Origin of the sequence: Roseburia sp. OF03-24, assembly GCF_003463035.1 — a bacterium.
Classification (GTDB): domain Bacteria; phylum Bacillota; class Clostridia; order Lachnospirales; family Lachnospiraceae; genus Roseburia; species Roseburia rectibacter.
This window is the reverse complement of record NZ_QSCK01000003.1, coordinates 44851-64061: the sequence shown is the minus strand read 5'-3', so window position 1 is coordinate 64061 and position 19211 is coordinate 44851. Positions and strand designations below refer to the sequence as shown.

At 42.5% G+C, this 19211-nt stretch carries 16 protein-coding genes, 1 pseudogene and 1 other annotated feature; of the genes and pseudogenes, 5 read left to right on the top strand and 12 right to left on the bottom strand.

Annotated elements, in window-relative coordinates; genetic code table 11:
- From DXA60_RS02265 to DXA60_RS02255, 3 genes and pseudogenes are all read right to left on the bottom strand, one after another.
- Positions 1-349: pseudogene (locus DXA60_RS02265) on the bottom strand (hypothetical protein); the annotation flags it as partial.
- Positions 350-660: 311 nt separating this feature from the next.
- Positions 661-1371, bottom strand: coding sequence for a hypothetical protein (locus DXA60_RS02260; protein ID WP_117919137.1), 711 nt, complete (start codon positions 1369-1371; stop codon positions 661-663).
- Positions 1371-2132 carry a flagellar filament capping protein FliD gene (locus DXA60_RS02255; protein ID WP_241070967.1) on the bottom strand — a complete coding sequence of 254 codons (762 nt, stop codon included), beginning with the start codon at positions 2130-2132 and terminating at the stop codon, positions 1371-1373. The genes DXA60_RS02260 and DXA60_RS02255 overlap by 1 nt, the downstream gene beginning before the upstream one ends.
- A gap of 309 nt (positions 2133-2441) precedes the next feature.
- Here DXA60_RS02255 and DXA60_RS02250 point away from each other — a divergent pair, with 309 nt between their 5' ends.
- Genes DXA60_RS02250 through DXA60_RS02240 form a run of 3 tightly spaced genes read left to right on the top strand, consistent with a single transcriptional unit; the run spans position 2442 to position 4335 of the window.
- Positions 2442-2810, top strand: a complete 369-nt coding sequence (locus DXA60_RS02250) for a GntR family transcriptional regulator (protein WP_117919133.1) — start codon at positions 2442-2444, stop codon at positions 2808-2810.
- Positions 2810-3508 (top strand): ABC transporter ATP-binding protein, encoded by a 699-nt coding sequence (locus tag DXA60_RS02245; RefSeq protein ID WP_199536174.1) that lies wholly within the window; start codon positions 2810-2812, stop codon positions 3506-3508. The genes DXA60_RS02250 and DXA60_RS02245 overlap by 1 nt, the downstream gene beginning before the upstream one ends.
- Positions 3502-4335: a hypothetical protein gene (locus DXA60_RS02240; RefSeq protein WP_117919129.1), complete on the top strand. Its 834-nt coding sequence runs from the start codon at positions 3502-3504 to the stop codon at positions 4333-4335. Before DXA60_RS02245 ends, DXA60_RS02240 begins: the two co-directional genes overlap by 7 nt.
- 106 nt (positions 4336-4441) lie before the next feature.
- Here the strand turns inward: DXA60_RS02240 and DXA60_RS02235 are convergent, their stop codons facing one another.
- From DXA60_RS02235 to DXA60_RS02210, 6 genes are all read right to left on the bottom strand, one after another.
- The gene (locus DXA60_RS02235; RefSeq protein ID WP_117919127.1) at positions 4442-6979 is read right to left on the bottom strand and encodes a cation-translocating P-type ATPase; all 2538 of its coding nucleotides are present in this window, start codon (positions 6977-6979) and stop codon (positions 4442-4444) included.
- Between the two features lie 258 nt (positions 6980-7237).
- Positions 7238-8623: an NADPH-dependent glutamate synthase gene (gene gltA / locus DXA60_RS02230; protein WP_117919125.1), complete on the bottom strand. Its 1386-nt coding sequence runs from the start codon at positions 8621-8623 to the stop codon at positions 7238-7240.
- A gap of 30 nt (positions 8624-8653) precedes the next feature.
- Entirely contained in the window at positions 8654-9532 is an 879-nt protein-coding gene (locus DXA60_RS02225; protein ID WP_117919123.1) for a sulfide/dihydroorotate dehydrogenase-like FAD/NAD-binding protein, read from the bottom strand.
- Positions 9533-9720: 188 nt separating this feature from the next.
- Positions 9721-10530, bottom strand: a complete 810-nt coding sequence (locus DXA60_RS02220; protein WP_117919121.1) for an ABC transporter ATP-binding protein — start codon at positions 10528-10530, stop codon at positions 9721-9723.
- Positions 10530-11492: an ABC transporter permease gene (locus tag DXA60_RS02215; protein ID WP_117919119.1), complete on the bottom strand. Its 963-nt coding sequence runs from the start codon at positions 11490-11492 to the stop codon at positions 10530-10532. The genes DXA60_RS02220 and DXA60_RS02215 overlap by 1 nt, the downstream gene beginning before the upstream one ends.
- Positions 11493-11528: 36 nt before the next feature.
- On the bottom strand, positions 11529-12644 hold the full coding sequence (locus DXA60_RS02210) for an ABC transporter substrate-binding protein (protein WP_117919117.1): 1116 nt from the start codon (positions 12642-12644) through the stop codon (positions 11529-11531).
- 112 nt (positions 12645-12756) lie between these two features.
- Positions 12757-12998: a binding site (T-box leader), on the bottom strand.
- Between the two features lie 173 nt (positions 12999-13171).
- Here DXA60_RS02210 and DXA60_RS02205 point away from each other — a divergent pair.
- Entirely contained in the window at positions 13172-14014 is an 843-nt protein-coding gene (locus tag DXA60_RS02205; RefSeq protein ID WP_117919115.1) for a bacteriohemerythrin, read from the top strand.
- A gap of 174 nt (positions 14015-14188) precedes the next feature.
- Here DXA60_RS02205 and DXA60_RS02200 read toward each other — a convergent pair whose 3' ends face one another.
- The 3 genes from DXA60_RS02200 to DXA60_RS02185 all read right to left on the bottom strand — a co-directional run bounded on the left by DXA60_RS02200 (position 14189) and on the right by DXA60_RS02185 (position 18315).
- Positions 14189-15130: a TIGR03943 family putative permease subunit gene (locus DXA60_RS02200; protein ID WP_241070966.1), complete on the bottom strand. Its 942-nt coding sequence runs from the start codon at positions 15128-15130 to the stop codon at positions 14189-14191.
- Positions 15131-15240: 110 nt separating this feature from the next.
- Positions 15241-16425, bottom strand: coding sequence for a CobW family GTP-binding protein (locus DXA60_RS02190; RefSeq protein WP_117919109.1), 1185 nt, complete (start codon positions 16423-16425; stop codon positions 15241-15243).
- Between the two features lie 153 nt (positions 16426-16578).
- A complete protein-coding gene (locus tag DXA60_RS02185) occupies positions 16579-18315 on the bottom strand; it encodes an ABC transporter ATP-binding protein (protein WP_117919107.1) in 1737 nt (578 codons plus the stop codon).
- 207 nt (positions 18316-18522) lie between these two features.
- Here DXA60_RS02185 and DXA60_RS02180 point away from each other — a divergent pair, with 207 nt between their 5' ends.
- Positions 18523-19164 carry a lactate utilization protein gene (locus DXA60_RS02180; RefSeq protein ID WP_117919105.1) on the top strand — a complete coding sequence of 214 codons (642 nt, stop codon included), beginning with the start codon at positions 18523-18525 and terminating at the stop codon, positions 19162-19164.
- Positions 19165-19211: the final 47 nt, after the last annotated feature.

Here is a 19211-nt window from a genome sequence, read left to right as displayed (position 1 = left end):
TCTGCAGCTTTGACAAATACAGTGACTTATCGTTCACAAACTGCTGATACTCAATCCCAATATAGATCAGATCCCGCAATGGTATATTGGGATTGATCGTTGACTGATGTTCATAGAGATAAATATTCGTCTCTAACATAAATGCCAGGTCATTTTTCATTCCCATATAGATTGCGTTTTCCAACGTGACGATCTTAAGGGCTTCCGCATTCTGATAATGGTTTCCGGTCACTGCGTTGTACAGGGATAAGAGATTCTCTTTCTCTGAGAACAGCATGCGGAATACAGTGTCTTTGTACTGACGGTTGGCTGTCGGTATCTTTTCTGATACCTGTGTGCTCTTCTTCATATTCGGTTCCTCCTGTGTGCAGGAGGCTCATCCAGATCTCCCGCTTTTCATTTTTGTGGATAAAAAGCATAGATTTCTGAAATGTTTTTTTGAATTTTAGACGGATGTATACATCCTGATAGTCATACAGACAGAATTGCCGGATTCGTAATTATAGCACCGGATAGATGTCTGCATCGTAGAAATATGCTTTGAGTTATTTTATCATACGTCATCCTTAGTATGCAACTCATTTGAATTTTCTTGTGCAATTTACACAAAAAGCGCTGCTGTTCGCACCTGTAATGCAGGCAACGGCAGTTAAGCCGCACCTACACCATACACGCCCGCGCATTATAAGTTCCCGATATTTCCGGCAGTTCTGACATCACAGTCAATTCTAAAATATCTCCCGACGCCCACACAAGAATCGTTTCTTTTTGAACCGGAGTAAGTCCGGTTTTTGAAACACTCGCGGAAGATTCCATGGAACACCCTTCCATGGAACAATATTTCACAGAACAACATTCCATGGAATACGCCGTAGAGCATTGATTTCCACCCGGACTGCTGCCTGCGTTTCGACTTTCCTGTGACATACCAGTACTTATCATAAGCTCCGCATGCGAACCCCTTCTCTGCTCTTCCGATCCATTTGACAATCTTATTTCCGGTACGACCGGCATATCCTGCACATTCTGTGCAGGCGGCACAGACCGTGTTCCGGATACCATCGATTCTTTTGGCTTGTGCGCATCACAGTTTTTTGTGACAGTCTCTTTTTGCCGCTCCACTTCATCACATTTTTTCGGATCCAGATCTTTTTTTCTCCGCTTTATGCGCACGACCCGAGGTGCTTTTACCGTCTCAATATACAGTACCCTTTCTTTCTGTTGCATCTTATCTAACAAAATCTCAAGAAAAATCGTACCATAATAATTTCTCCGGTATCTCTCCTGTTCCCTGAATTCGGACTGCACCCATTCTTCTTTTGCGGTCTTTTTTATTCTGACAGAGTCATCCCCATAAAACTGCTCTGTCATTATGCCTTACTGTTATAATAGCCATTGTTATAATAACTGCTGCTATTTTGTGTGCCGTTTGTATAGCGTGCATAACGGTTATAGTTACTGCTCGCCGTCACATTTGATTTTTCGAGTTCCGTCACCTTTTCTTTTGCATATTTGCTGATCTGTCCTGACAGATCTGACACTTTTTCGGCAAACCCATCTTCACCGGCAAACATTTTCTTTATCTGGCTGATGTCGGCTGCCTTTAATTTCTTTTCATCCAGCTCTAATGTTCCGTCACCATTTATCGTAATTCCGATCTCACGGAGTTCTTTATTTTCCGCATTTGCATAATTCTTCAGCTTTTTGGCAAAATTTGAATCCACGCTGTCGCCGGACTGTGTAAGACGTTTCATCAGATAATTATAGTCATTTACAAATGACTCTATATGATCTGTCACATTCTCTTTCACTTTTGCCTCATCTTCCCCGTCAAATACAGAAGTACCATCTGTTTTTAAAAACTTCCCCAACCGTTTTTCCACACGTTCCGCAGCCGTCTCCATTCCACTGTATAAAAGTGTCTGGTCTCTGTTTGCGATCAACTGCGCCGCAGATGATGTTTTCCCACTATTTGCATTTAATTTTGAAAGAAGCTGACTGATCGACTGACCCGAACTTCCTGAAATACTCTTTTTTGTTCTCTGCTGTTTTGTCGAAAATATTCTTGTCTTTGCAATACGGTTCATCCGCGCACGCACAATGGTGCTGTTTAATCTGTTCCCAACTCTCATACTCATTTTCCCCATTTCACAACTCATTTTATAACAGATAAGCGCTCCCCCGGAGGGTTCAGTATAAAAATACATTTTTCACACGCAAGATCTGTGCTTACGCACAAACTTGAAATGCGCTGGAAAGCAACGCAAAAATGGCGCCTGTTTCCCGGTTATTTCATTCCTTGAAAATCAGACGCCATCCTTAGCTTTCTTCTGTTATATCATTTATATCGTCACAAATTAAAAATACTTTACAAAAAAATTCTTGACACTCCTCTTGTACTATTGTATTATTTCATTAGTACAAAGAAACGAGGTGATACGATGGCATGGAACCTTAATTCCGACCGCCCTATTTTCATACAGATCGTAGAGCGGATCGAAATGGACATCATTTCCGGCAAATATAAACCCGGAGACAAACTGCCTTCCGTCCGTGATCTTGCTGCCGAAGCAGCGGTAAACCCAAATACGATGCAGAAGGCTTTTTCAGAACTTGAACGAACCGGTCTTGTTTTCTCACAACGGACAACAGGACGCTTTATTACGGAGGACACTTCCATGATCGATGAATTAAAATCAACACTTGCAAAAGATAAAATTACAGAACTGCTCTCATTTATGCAGCAGCTCGGCTTTCAGGAAAATGAAATTCTGGCTATGATCGATCAGACCATGAAAGGAGAAAAATGATGGACACATTACTTGAATGTAAAGATCTTACGAAAAAGTTTGGCAATAAAACTGCGATCGATCACATTGATCTTTCGATCGAAAGTGGTCATATCATAGGACTTCTCGGTCCAAACGGCAGTGGAAAAACAACACTGATTAAAATGATCAACGGACTTTTAACCCCGACTTCCGGCACACTCTATTACAAAGAAAATCCGATCGGTGTCGAGAGTAAACGCCACATTTCCTACCTGCCGGATCACACTTACCTGAACATGAACCAGCGTGTGAAAGAAGTCATCGCTTTCTTTCAGGACTTTTATGAAGATTTCGACAGGGAACGCGCCTACGATATGCTGCAAAAACTGAATATTAATCCAAATGATTCTCTAAAAAGCATGTCAAAAGGAACCAAAGAGAAGGTACAGCTTATCCTTGTCATGAGCCGGAAAGCGGAATTATATATTTTAGATGAGCCGATCGCGGGTGTCGATCCTGCTGCAAGAGATTATATTTTAGATGTGATCTTAACCAATTATGATCCGTCTGCTTCTATCCTGATCTCCACACATCTGATCGCTGATATCGAAAATATTTTAGATCAGGTCGTTTTTATCCAGAATGGACAGATCCGTCTTTCCTCTTCCGTTGATGATATCCGCGCCGAGGAAGGCAAATCCATCGATGCACTGTTCCGGGAGGTATTCAGATGTTAGGAAAATTATTGAAATACGAATTTAAAAACACATACAAATTAATGTTCATCATCTACGGCATCATGGCATTCGTCACCATTCTCGGCTGCATTGCCATGTACAGTAACAGTGATCCTGCAGGTATGACGAACCAGATACAGGAGATTTTCTTTACAGCAGCTATGGTATTTTATGTACTTGGTGTATTTGCACTTTTCGTGGTAAGCTACGTATATATGTGTGTTCATTTTTATAAAACCATGTATTCCGATCAGGGATACCTGACACACACACTGCCGGTTGGTCAGATGTCGACGTTCAATGTAAAACTGTTCGTTTCCTTTTGCTGGCTGATGTTATCCTTAATCATCCTGTTTCTGTCGATCATTTTCTTAGGCTGCGCAGCAAACAGAGGATTTTCGTTTGATTCAGACTTTTATATGGCTATGGCAGATTTCAAAAATCTGTTTGGCATACCATTTCATACCTTTATTATTTATATGATTCTTTCCATGATCATATCCTGCCTGCAGTATCTTCTGATGGTATTCGCCAGCGGTTCTATCGGCCAGCTTTTTACAAAACATAAAATAGGTGCTTCCATCGGTGCCGGAATTGTGTTTTACATGTTAGGTCAGATCGCAGCTTCCATCCTCATGGTACTTACCGGATATTTCGGTTTCATGAATAACATCAATGTCGCTGTCTATGATGTCTCTGAAAACGCTGCATTCGGTACAGCCTTTTCTTCTATGTTGCATTCCGGATTGCTCTTTTCGATCATCGAATGTGTGATTTTCTATATCGTGTGCATGGTTATTATTAAAAAACATCTGAATCTGGAATAACCGTTCATTCCAAAATCACTACTTTCACTTGAACAGCCGCTCCGTCTTTCAAACCGGGGCGGCTATTTCTTTATCTTGTTATTTCTTACCAAAGCATTATCCCATTTTATGCTGTCACCCGGTGTATCTTCTTTTTCAATACCAGCAGACTTCCACGCAGCCACTCCACAAATTTCGACAGATAACGTAAAACCGGTTCCGTTGCGATTGCAAATACCGCTGTCAGCATCATACACTGCATTGAGATATCCCTGATTGCGAACAGATGGCTGACAAATATCATGCAGAACAGCCATCCGGCAACCATTCCCACCATTAACACGCGGTGCCCGATTGTCATTGGTTTTGCGATCTGATATAAGATCATAAATCCAACAATGGCGACCAGGATCGTACAGGACGTTGATATATCTCCTTCGTTTACACCAAATTCCTGACAAAACAGCACCAGACTGCTGACAGCCAGAAAATCAGTAAGTCCGGCTGGCAACGCCTTTAACAGTACATTTGTCATAAAATGTCCCTGTATACGGTCTTTATTCGGCTCTAACGCAAGCACAAAGGATGGTATGCCGATCGTAAACATACTGATCAATGATATCTGAGATGGTTCCAATGGATAATTGATCATAAAAATCATGGAAAATACTGCCAGCAGCATGGAAAATATGTTTTTTACCAGATATAAACTTGCTGAACGCTGAATATTGTTTACCACTCTTCTGCCTTCCATCACTACTGATGGCATCCTCGAAAAGTCATTATCCAGCAGCACAAGCTGCGCCACCTGTGATGCCGCCTCGCTCCCCGATGCCATCGCAATACTGCAGTCCGCATCCTTTAGTGCCAACACATCATTGACGCCATCGCCTGTCATGGCAACTGTTCTTCCCTGTGCTTTCAGTGCTTCCACAAATTTTAACTTCTGATCCGGTGTCACCCTGCCAAAAATCTGATATTTCATCACTGCCTGCGCAATGCTCTCATCCGTCGTCAGTGTGGAAGCATCCACGTAGTTATCTGCGCCACAGATTCCGGCTTTTTGTGCAATCTCTGCAACTGTCTTTGGATTATCACCGGAAATTACCTTGATCTCAACACCTCTCTCTGTAAAATAGGAAAAGGTTTCCTTTGCCCCCTCTCTAATGGCATTTGTCAGCATGATAAATGCAACCGGCAATGCCTTTTCCGTAAGTTTCTGTCCGTCTAAAACTCCTTCATATCTGCCATACACAAGGACACGATATCCTTTCTCACTGTATGCTTCAATTTTTTCTTTATAATGCTCATAATCTTCCCGAAGCACAAACTCCGGTGCCCCGATCAGATAACTGTCTCCCCCGGAAATGATTCCGCTGTACTTTGTTTTGGATGAAAATGCAAACACTTTGTCTGCTTTTTTTATATTCACGGTATTCCCTGTCTTAAAGTATGCTTTGACCGCCTCCATCGTTGCATTATCTGCATTCATGTTTACAGCAAATTCAGCGATTTTTTCTCTGACCTGTCGATATTTCTGTTCCTGTTCTTCCCTGTCTCCTGCATCGACATAAACCCTGGTACCATCATCTCCATCCGGAACCGTTTTCATCAGATCTTCTGTGAGAACAAAAGTATCTACCTCCATGTCGGGAACTGTGATCGTTCCCGTCTTGTCCACACAGAGTACATCCACTCTCGCTAGCGTTTCAATACATTTCATGTCGTGGATTAAAACCTGCTGTTTTGCCAGACGCATGGCACTTACCGCCATAGCAACGCTTGCTAACAGATAAAGTCCCTCCGGTATCATACCAAGGATCGCAGCCACCATGCTTGTTACACTGTCCCGCAAAGGAGTACCTGCATACACAAACTGTTGCACAAAAAGAACCACACCGATCGGAATGATTACAATACCAACTGCCTGTACCAGACGGTTTAAAGAACGGATCATCTCTGACTGTTCCCCTTCTTTTGTCTGGGTTGCCCGATGTGTCAATTTCGATATGTAAGACTCTTCTCCAACCTTTGTCAGTCGTGCAAGACAGCTTCCTGACACCACAAAGCTGCCGGACAGAAGTTCGTCCCCGCTTTTCTTTACGATCTCATCTGACTCACCGGTAAGAAGTGATTCATTGACATTTAACTGTCCGTTTAACACAACCGCATCCGCTGGTATCTGTCCGCCCGCAGAAAGCTCCACAATATCATCCAGTACCAGTTCATCCGCGGGAATCTCCTTTTTACTGCCATCCCGGATCACCCTTGTTTTAGGACTGTTTAAAATAGAAAGATCATCCAGTACTTTTTTAGAACGGATTTCCTGCACAATACCGATCAATGTATTTGCAATGATGATCGGAAGAAAAGTCAGGTCACGGAAAGCACCAACGCCGATTAACAATAACGCGATCACTAAAAATATCAGGTTAAAATATGTAAATACATTTGATTTTATAATTTCTTTTGTCGTCTTTGTAGCCGACTCTGCTTTTTTATTCCAGAGACCTTTTTCCATTCGCTCTGCCACCTGCTGTGCGGTCAGTCCCCGGATTGTTTCTGCCTGTTTCTGATTTTTGTTTTCTGTCACTGCTTTTTCTGCCTGTTTCTGCTTCTCGTTTTCTGCCATTTCTTTCTCTGTCTGGTTCACGTTTTCCTCCATATAGCCATACCTCTTAGTATTTACTCACTATCGCTCTGGCGCATTTACAATTCATCATAACTTTGCTTACAAGTATAACCATTATTTTGAAAAAAAGTGGGTTTTAGGTAAGATTTAATGAATATTTTAGATGTGTTAAGAAACATTTATAAAAAAATTAGATATCTGATACAATTTCTAACAAAAAAGTACCGGATATCAGCTTTTTATCACTGATTCCGGCATTTTTCTTAAATATATCTTTCTTCGCAGTTATTTTTATTTATTGCTTAAATATTCATCAATACCTTTTGCGGCAGCTTTTCCTGCACCCATGGCAAGAATTACAGTTGCAGCTCCTGTTACAGCATCACCACCGGCAAATACACCTGCCTTTGAAGTAGCACCATTTTCTTCTTCTGCGATGATACATTTTCTGCGGTTGATTTCAAGACCTTTTGTAGTAGAAGAAATAAGCGGGTTCGGGGAAGTTCCAAGTGACATGATCACGGTATCTGCCTCGATCTCATATTCAGATCCAGGAATCTCTACCGGACTTCTTCTTCCTGATGCATCCGGCTCACCGAGTTCCATCTTAATGACCTTCGCACCTTTAACCCAGCCATTCTCATCTACAAGGATCTCTGTCGGGTTCTGGAGCAGATCAAAGATCACTCCCTCTTCTTTTGCATGATGTACTTCCTCAACACGCGCCGGAAGTTCTTCCTCACCACGACGGTATACAATGTGTACCTCTGCCCCAAGTCTCTTTGCCGTTCTTGCAGCATCCATAGCAACGTTACCACCACCGACAACAATGACTTTCTTGCCGGCTTTGATCGGTGTATCATACTCATCCTTAAATGCTTTCATCAGGTTATTTCTGGTCAGAAACTCATTTGCAGAAAATACACCCATTGCCTGTTCTCCAGGAATACCCATAAATCTTGGAAGTCCGGCACCAGAACCGATAAATACAGCCTCAAACCCTTCATTTTCCATCAGTTCATCGATCGTAACAGATTTACCGATGACAACGTTTGTCTCGATCTTAACACCGAGTGCTTTTACATTTTCAACCTCTGCTGCAACAACCTTCTGTTTCGGAAGACGGAATTCCGGAATACCATAGATCAATACACCGCCTGCCTCATGAAGTGCTTCAAAGATCGTTACATCGTAACCAAGTTTTGCCAGATCACCGGCACAGGTTAAACCTGCAGGGCCGGAACCGATGACTGCAACCTTATGTCCGTTTAATTTCTCTGCTTTTTTCGGTTTAATACCATTTTCTCTTGCCCAGTCGGCAACAAAACGTTCTAATTTACCGATTGCAACCGGTTCACCCTTGATTGCGCGGATACATTTTCCTTCACACTGGCTCTCCTGTGGGCAGACACGTCCGCAGACTGCCGGAAGTGCGGAAGACTGACTGATAATGTGATATGCCTCCTCAAAGTTTCCTTCCTTTACCTGTGCGATAAATGCCGGGATATTGATAGATACCGGACAGCCCTTCATACACTGCGCATTTTTACAGTTTAAGCAGCGTGCTGCCTCAGCTTTTGCCTCTTCCTCGTTATATCCTAAACATACCTCTTCAAAGTTAGCCGCACGAACCTGTGGTTCCTGCTCGCGAACCGGTACTCTATTTAATACGTCCATTCTCTCTATCTCCTTTTCAAACGCTCAACCCTACTGACAGTTGCCACAGCCGCCGTGATGTGTATCACCTTCCTGCAGCTTTAACATCGCTCTTCCCTCTTCTGTTTTGTACTGTGCCTGACGTTTCATCGCCTGGTCAAAATCAACCTGATGTCCGTCAAACTCCGGTCCGTCCACGCATGCAAATTTTACTTCCCCGCCTACCATCAGACGGCATGCGCCACACATTCCGGTTCCGTCTACCATGATCGGGTTCATGGAAACAACGGTCGGGATTCCAAGCTCTTTTGTCAGCTTACATACGAATTTCATCATGATCATCGGTCCGATCGCTACACAGTGATCATAGCGTTTTCCTGCATCCCAGAGTTCCTGTAACTGATTAGTTCCCATACCGTGGAATCCATAAGAACCATCATCGGTCGTCACATAGAGATTTGTCGCAACTTCCTTCATCTGATCTACTAAGATTAACAGATCTTTTGTCTTAGATCCCATGATAACATCACAGTCCACACCGTGCTCATGCAGCCATTTTACCTGCGGATATACCGGTGCTGTACCAACACCTCCGGCAACGAAAAGGATCTTCTTTTTCTTTAATTCTTCAATATCTTCGTCAATCAGGTCAGACGCACATCCAAGCGGACCTACAAAATCCTGGAATGCGTCTCCTTCCTGTAAATATGCCATACGCTCTGTAGATGCTCCGACAGTCTGGAATACGATTGTGATCGTACCTGCCTCTCTGTCATAATCACAAATGGTAAGCGGAATACGCTCGCCCTCCTCATCAATCTTTACAATTACAAACTGCCCCGGCTCACAGTACTGTGCCACACGAGGTGCTTTGACATCCATAAGATAAATCTTATCTGCCAGTTTTTCTCTTCTTACGATTGGATACATATTCTCCTCCTAACATTTTTATATACATCAACATGCCCGTCAAAGTATTTATTTTCATACTTTAACATAATAAAGGAAAACACGCTAAATTTCAACGGCTTTCCTCCATTTTTCTCAATTACTTCTGTTTTTTCTTAAATTATTACTGCCAGATCCTGCAAAAAATTCCATTTTCTTTATTTTAAACACTATTGCGCCTGTGAAAACAGGATACGGTCGTTATCTAAACGCTTTCCGGCACAGACCGCAAACTGTTCTAACAGATCCTCCACAGTCATGCCTGCCCGTTTTTCCCCGCTCACATCCAGAATAATATTTCCGGAATCCATCATAAGCGTGCGGTTTCCAAGTTCTAATGCCTGGTGCATATTGTGGGTTACCATAAGGCAGGTGATCTTTCTCTCTGCAACGATCTGTCTGGTCAGGTCGAGCACTTTTTTTGCGGTTGCCGGATCCAATGCCGCCGTATGCTCATCTAACAGCAGGATCTTTGGTGTGACCATCGTCGCCATAAGAAGCGTCAGTGCCTGGCGCTGTCCTCCGGAAAGAAGTCCTACCGGCTGCTTCATGCGATCCTCTAACCCCATATCAAGCAGTGCAAGGTGCTCCCTGAATTTTGCTTTATCCGCCGCATTGATACGGCTGAAGTAGGCATTTTTTGAAGTTTTTGCACGCAGATACGCAAGTGCCATATTTTCTTCGATTGTCATGTGCGGTGCAGTTCCTTTTAAAGGATCCTGGAACAGATGACCAATCACCTTGCTCCGCACATGTTCTTTCTGGTAAGTAATATCCTCCCCATCTAACACAATCAGTCCCCGGTCGATAAAAAATGCTCCGGTGATCGCATTAAATAATGTAGATTTACCTGCTCCATTGCTTCCGATAATTGTTGCAAAGTCGCCATCCTTCAATTCCAGATTCAGATTTTTTAATGCGCATTTTTCATTGACAGTTCCCGGATTGAAGGTCTTGCTGACATTTTTCATAATTAACATCACGGTTCCTCCTTCTTCTGGTTCTGTTTCTGGATCTGCTGCATATATAACTGGTTTTCAGCCTTTGCCTGGCGGCGTTGTTTCACAAACGCAGCCTGCTTCTTAAGATAAGGCAATGCGATCGCAAACGCAACGATGAGTGATGATACCAGTTTTAAACATTCTGCCGGAACATTTAATCTTAACGCGATCGCTACGATAAAACGATACAGACAGCTTCCTAGCACTACACCGACCACACGCTTTAACACTCCGCCTTTTCCAATGATCGATTCTCCGATGATCAGGCTCGCAAGAGCGATCGTCACCATTCCTGTTCCAAGATTGATATCGCAGGATTTCTGATACTGTGCAAGCAGTCCGCCGGAGAGTCCTGTCATGGCATTTGCCACACAAAGACCGATCGTGATCATAAGTCCGGTATTGATACTTGATGCCCTTACCATATCCGGGTTATCACCGGTCGCACGGATGGAAAGTCCCAGTCTCGTATTTAAAAACCATGCCAGTATCACGCCTACAATCATAACAAATACTGCTGCGACAATGAGTTTATACCAGGTTCCTCCGATGTGGTCTTTCGCCCATGAAAATACCGTATCGCAGGAAAAAAGATTGAGATTGGATGCAAACCCCATGACTGCAATATTGATCGTATACAGTCCGGTATTTACAATAATTCCGGCTAAGATTGACTGAATGCCCATTCTGGTCTGTAAAAATGCGGTAACAAATCCAGACAGCACACCTGCTGCGGCTGCCGCAAACAATCCTAACACCGGATGTCCGGCAAGCGTCACTGTCGCACAGACCGCACAGCCCAACGTGAAACAGCCGTCTGTTGACAGATCCGCAATATCCAATATGGAAAATGATACAAATAATGCCAATGCAACAAGTGCATAGATAAAACCAAGTTCCAACGCACTCTGTACAATGGAAAGTGTAATGATTGAACCCATAATCCCCTCCGGCTCATTTTTTCTTATATTCCGCTTTTATTCAAATTCTTCTGCAGTCGTAACTTCTTTTAATTCCTCACACATATCTTTGAACACGCCATCATCAATACCAACGGCTGCCGCTGTCTCTGTATTGACAGTCACAATACCGCTGTCTAAGGTACGGACTGCTGTTGTTGCAGGATCCGCACCATTTACAAGAACATCTGCTGCCATATCTGCTGTTGCAGTTCCAAGTTCTGTGTAATTAACTCCATAGCCTAGGAATGCACCGTTTAATGCAAAAGAATCTGCTCCTGTATAATGAGGAATCTTTGCATCTGCAAATTTTTCAAAAATCGCAAGTTCTGCTGTCATGATCGTATTATCGGTTGGAGTAAATACTGCATCCACTCCTTCTGCCACAAGTGCATCTGCCGCTGCGGATACTTCTGCATTGGTGGTTCCTGTCTTTTCAATGTACTCAATACCATTTTCCTCACAGAAAGAAATCGCATCTGCAACCGGTACCTTAGAAGAATCCTGGCTCTTATCATATAACAGTCCGATCTTTTTAACATCCGGGTTGGCTGCCATGATCAGCTTCATGACTGCCGTGGTGTCAAGTGCATCGGATGTACCTGTGATATTTGCTCCCGGTGCCTCTAAGTCTGCAACAAGCCCTGCACTGACCGGATCTGATACTGCGGAAAATACAACCGGGATCTGGTTATCCTCTGTTGCGTTCTGCATGATCATGGCTGCCGGAGTTGCAATCGGAATGATCACATCCACTTTCTCTGCCACAAGATCTGTTGCGATCTGATTTAATGTGGAAGAATCTGCCTGACCGTTATAGGTATAATCTGCATAATCGAATGTCACACCAAGTTCTGCACCTTTTGCATCAAGCTCTGCCTCAATTGCTTTCTCAATCTGATTTAAAGATGCATCATCTACATACTGGACGATACCTACTTTATAAACTGTTCCATCTGCATTTGCAGCTTCTGTCACATTTCCGTCCGCATCCTCTTTTATCTCTGCAGTATCTGCATTATTCTGTGCATTTTCATCTGCATTTGCATTACTTCCTGCGTTATTTCCGCATCCACCAAGCACACCTGCTGTCATTGCCATCATTAATACTACTGCCATCATTTTTCTCTTCATTATTTTTTCCTCCAGATTTTAAATTTGGAAAATCCGTTTTGAGAGGTGGAATTCGTCATGCAGCGTAACAAAAAATACTTTTTTATTACACAAAAAACCGCCTCAGGTTCTTGCCTGAGACGGTAATAGTATCTATTATCGCGGTACCACTCATATTGACTGAAAAGTCCACTCGCTTCATGTACAACCATACATGCCGGATGGGTAACGGGTCCGGTTCCCGGCGACGCCTACTGTATCTGTTCAGGCCGCCCTCAAAAGTCCATTCAGCAAATCCATCCATACTGCAATCCCACCGCCTGCAGCTCTCTGTGATATCAAAAATCGCTTACTACTCTTTCTCAACGGTTTTTCTTTATGGGTATACTTTAATACATTAAAGCGGCTTTGTCAATATGTTATTTTCTTTTTTATTTTCTTTTTTATTTCTTTTTTCTGTCACGGATTCATGCTATAATGTGCGTAAGCAATGAACAGTGCACTGCACCCTGAAGTATTATACTATAATAACAACGGAGGATTCTATCATGTACAAATTTACAGATGACTGCCTGATCGGCATTGAAGAAATAGACAACGAGCACCGCAGATTATTCCACATGATCAATGAAGCGATTGATCTTTCTAAAGAAAATATGGATGTATCTGCCATTACCAAAAATCTGCTTCCTGGCTTAAAGGATTACGCAGCAACGCATTTTGCCCATGAAGAGGCCTATATGGAACGTATTCATGATCCGGAACTTCCGATTCAGAAAAAAGAACATGAAGATTTTACGAAAACCGTCAACAGTTTCTCCCTGGACACTTCCTCACCGGAAGCAACAAAAAAATCTTTCGACGAACTGCTTACCTATCTGGTACGCTGGCTGTACCGCCATATTTTAAGCAGCGATATCATGATCGGTAAGATGTCTTCTATTTCTGCAAATGAGGAAGATCCATTTGCTTTTACAGAAAAATACCATACCGGTATTGATTTAGTTGATAATGAACATCGCCGCCTGTTTGAGATCATCCATGATACCAATGATCTGATCCACGCAGAACTTCTGCATGACAAGTATGACGAGATCATGCGTCTGCTTGCTGAATTAAAGGATTATACCGAAATTCATTTTCATGATGAAGAAGCTCTGATGGAACGTATACAGTATCCGGAGCTTGATGCCCAGAAGCGTGCACATACTGCTTTTGTGGAACGTCTTGTAGAAATTGATCTGACCGAGTTAGACGATATGGATGACAACCAGCAGGAATATCTGATCGATCTGATCCAGTTTTTAGCCGGATGGCTCATTAATCACATTTTAGGTTCCGACAAAAAAATTGGCGAATACATGAGAGAACATGGCATCAAAGAAGAATAGCTGCAAATACCAGCAGTTGATCTTACGATTTTCTAAAAACATAAGGACAGGTATTGGAAACGAAATGATCATCCAATACCTGTCCTTATTAAAATATATACATTAATATTGCATAGGTTACATTTAAAGTTCCATCTTATACATCACATCGCACCTATTCAATGCATCTTCAGTTTACGAGAAATAAACCAGCTCATCTTCCGGTTTTTCTGCCGGTTCAATCGATACCGGATAAAGCACCGGTCCTTTTCCTTTGTATTCCCTCGCAAATTCCACATGCACTTCCGCTGTGATATTGATCCAGGATTTGTGCGGAATCTTGTCCTCATCCGCATATTTACACTTAAATCCGATAAATGTCACATCCTCAATGCAGCATGTCATTGCAAAACGCCCCGGTACAAACACACCTTTTTTGAGTTTTTCCGGATTATATACCAGAGCAAGAAAAGATACTTTTTTGCCTTCATATTTCTTAGGGTTGTCCATGCAGTCCATGTACCAGATCGCATAATCTGCATCTGTAACTTCGATAACATCCGCGGAAAGATCAAACGGAAGTTCCTCCGGGCGCTCATCTAAGCTGCCATCCTCGCGTTCGAAAACAAGCTGTGCCTTACGATTCTGTGCCTTAACATTACGACGGCATTTTCCTTTATCCGTACTGTCATCACAACGGTTAAAGATCACAACATCCGCCTGGAATAACTGTTCCATTACCATAGTACGCATATTTGCAAGATACATATCAAATGTTGTTGCATCCACGGTTGCTAACTGCTGTACGATCACCCAGTGTTTCGGAAGCTCCATATCCATCAGCGTTCCCATGCCCCAGGTACCGTTGTATTCGATAAACACCTGCTCCGGCAGATATTCCGCCTGAACCTTGTTTAAAAATTCTTCTGTAAAATCTTCTTCGTTTTCTACCATGACGAGTCTTGCATTGATCTTTTTTAACTCTGCCTCATCATATTCGATATCTCCGTCCTCGCAGCAGATCACGACGCTTCTTCCGCCCTCGGTAAATCCATCATCAAACAGCGTCTCTTTTACAAGAGTCGTCTTTCCACTGTCCATAAAACCGGTAAATAAATATACTGGTATCTCGTTCATATAAATCTCCATTCTTTCGCTGCCATCCAGCGCATCTCAAGTTTGTGCGTAAGCACAAATCTTGCGTGTGAAAAATGTTATTTTTCACACTAGTCTCCGATCTTCCGCTTTTACGCGATTCCAAACAGCTCCTCTAATCTGTGTTCGTCAATATGTGTACCGATCACACAGAGTCTTCCGGTATAATCCGGCTCTCCCTCACGGATCTCATACTCACCCGGAACCATATCAAAGTAGATCCAGGAACCATTTACATCTGCAACCATACCTTTTGCACGGAGGATCTCACCGTAATCGTCTGTCTCACAAAGCGTCTTTAATACTTCCTCGATCTGCTCTTTTGTAAATTTATGAGGAGTCTCTTTGCCCCAGCTTGTAAATATCTCATCTGCATGATGATGGTGATGGTGTTCATGGTCATGACAGCCACAGGTGCAGTTCTCATCATGTTCGTGATGATGCTCATGCTCGTCGTGATCATGGTCATGATGGTGTTCATGCTCGTCGTGATCGTGGTCATGATGATGTTCATGTTCGTCATGATCATGGTCATGATGGTGTTCGTCCTCTTCATGATCATGGTCGTGATCGTGGTGATGTTCATGCTCGTCATGATCATGGTCATGATGGTGCTCATGCTCATGTTCCTCTGCTTCTTCCTTTGCATGCTGCTCTGCAAGAAGTTTTACTTCCAGAGAATCCTGTCCCTCTACTACTTTTAAGATCTGCTCACCTTTGATCTCATCCCATGGAGTAGTGATAACAGCAGCTTTTGGATTCAATGCCTGAATCTGTTTTACACAAAGCTCTAACTGCTCTGGTGTTGCCTTCTGGCTTCTGCTTAAAACAACAGTCGTCGCATATTCGATCTGGTTATTAAAGAACTCGCCAAATGCTTTCATCTGCTTGCTTGCCTTTAATGCATTGACAACTGTGATCAGTCCGTTTAATTTGACATCCTCATCTTTTTCCACGTCGATCACAGATTTCATAACATCAGATAATTTACCGACACCGGACGGCTCGATCAAAATACGGTCCGGATGGAACTTCTCGATAACTTCATGTAAATTCTTACCGAAATCACCTACTAAAGAACAGCAGATACAACCGGAGTTCATCTCTGTAATCTCAATTCCGGCATCCTTTAAAAATCCTCCGTCGATACCGACTTCACCAAACTCATTCTCAATCAGAACGATCTTCTCGCCCTTAAAAACTTCCTCGATCATTTTTTTAATAAATGTTGTTTTTCCGGCTCCAAGGAAACCAGATATAATATCAATCTTTGTCATTGTCTTATCTCTCCCTTCACAAACACTACTATTTTACTCTAGTTTTTCTTCTTTTGCAATTTTTTGCACAGATTTCATGAAACTTTTATATTTGGCACGGTGCTCCCTGTTTTTCACTGATCCATAGTTCCGGATAACCTGTTGCAATAACCCTTACTTATGAAACTGCATCTGATACAGTTTCTCATACACTCCACCTTTTGCCAGCAATTCTTCATGCGTTCCTTCCTCGGCAATCCCCTCTTCCGTCAAAACAAGTATACGCTGTGCATTTTTAATTGTTGAAAGTCTGTGTGCGATCACAAATGTTGTCCGGTTTTTCGCCAGTTTCTCTAAAGAATCCTGTACAACTTTCTCACTCTCATTATCAAGAGCACTCGTTGCTTCATCAAAAATCAGGATCGGCGGATTTTTCAAAAATACTCTTGCAATGGAAAGACGCTGTTTCTGTCCACCGGAAAGTTTGATTCCCCTCTGCCCTATATCGGTATCATACCCATTCGGCAGCGACATGATAAAATCATGTGCATTGGCATTTTTTGCTGCTTCAATGACTTCCTCACGTGTCGCATCCGGCTTTCCATAGCGGATATTGTCAAAAACTGTTCCAACAAACAGATATACGTCCTGCTGTACGATACCGATCTGGTCACGCAGGCTCTTTAATCTGATATCCCTGACATCACATCCATCGATCTTTACTGCCCCTGCCGTCACGTCATAAAATCTTGGGATCAAAGAACACAGCGTACTCTTTCCAGCCCCCGATGATCCCACAAGTGCCATATATGCCCCTGACGGAACATTCAGATTAATATGGTTTAATACACATTCTGTATTTTCCTCATACTTAAAAGAAACATCCTCAAAACTGATATTTCCTTTTACATTGACCAGTTCTTTTGCATCCGGTTTATCTGCAATATCGGGTTCGACCGCCATAATTTCCTGAAAACGCTCAAAACCGGTATAACCATTCTGAAACTGTTCCGTAAAATCGATCAGGGTTCTCACCGGATCTGTAAACACACTGATATAAAGTAAAAATGTAACCAGATCACTGATATCCACGCTTCCCTTTGCGATCAGAATCACACCTGCAAGTATAACATTGACCTGGATCAGGGTAGTAAAAGTGCCAAGTCCCGCTGAAAAACTTCCCATATAATAATAGCTGTTCTTTTTTGCACGTAAAAACCCTTCATTTCCCTGACGGAATTTTTCTTTTTCAATATCCTCATTGGCAAAAGACTTTACCACACGGATACCGGATAAGTTATCCTCGATCTGTGCATTGATATCTGCAATCCGTTCACGATTACTGCGAAACGCACGACGCATTTTTCCATTCATGTAATAGGCAAACAGAAACATAAACGGCAGCACCGCAAACGCAGCAAGTGCCAGCGCCGGTTTAATACTCATTAAAATTATAAATGCACCGATAATCTTTATCAGTGACAGAATAATATTTTCCGGTCCATGATGCATCAGCTCCGTGATATCAAAGAGATCCGTCGTAATACGGGACATCAGCTGTCCGACTTTCTGGTCATCGTAAAAGGAAAATGACAGTTTCTGAAAATGCGCAAAAATTTCTGCCCGCATATCATATTCGATCTTAGCGCCCATCACATGCCCCTGGTTTGCAATAAAAAAACGGCTGTAACAGTCTATCGCTACAAGTGCAAACAGCATAACAGCGATCCACCGGATCTGTCCTAATATCTCCTGCGGCTCTAAATAGATCAATGTGGAAGTCACATAGCGGATCACAAGCGGGATCACAAGGGCAACCGCTGCAGATACCGTAGCAAAAAACATATCTGCCCAGAATACTCCAAGATATGGTTTATAATATGAAATCATCTTTTTCAGATTTTCACTCATAAAGTTCCTCCATTTCAGTCTCTTTTCATTCGTAATGATTCATTATTTACGGAACACATATTCTTTTATTTTATCTATCCTGTCCCAAAAGTCAAGAATATGTGCTATACTAAAAGAAGCACACAGTGACAATGAATTTATCGCAATAACTGCCAATGTCCGGCTGAAATATATCCATTGTCAAATATGATAAAAAGGAGTACATGTATGGATACAATCAAAAGTAAATACCACGAAACACTTGCTGCAACAATCATCAAAAATCTTGAAAAACGCCAGATGGAAGGTTACTACTGTCCAACTGTGGAAGATGCGGAAAAACTTGCATTTTCTTTCTTAAAAGACGGACAGAGTGTATCTTTCGGCGGCTCCATGACTTTAGAGGAAACCGGAATGTTAACGGCTCTCCGCCACGATCCATCAATCCATTTAATCGACCGTTCTACTGCAAAAACACCGGAGGAAACAAAAAAAATGTATCATGATGCACTTTCCAGTGATGTTTATTTCATGAGTACCAATGCGATCACAGCCAACGGTGAACTTGTGAATATCGATGGAACCGGAAACCGTGTTGCTGCACTGATCTATGGTCCGGAAACCGTTATTATTTTGACCGGCATGAATAAGGTGGCTGCTAATGTAGAAGAAGCCTTAAGCCGTATTCATAATGTTGCCACACCACAGAACTGCATCCGTCTTAATAAAAAGACACCTTGTTCCACGACAGGTACATGTGCCGACTGCCTTTCACCTGACTGTATCTGCAACCAGGTTGTTATCACCAGAAGAAGCGGTATCAAAGGGCGTATCAAAGTACTGCTGATCGGAGATACTTTCGGCTATTAAATACCTGATCTAAATAATAGAATATATCATGTGCAAAAGCAGCACAT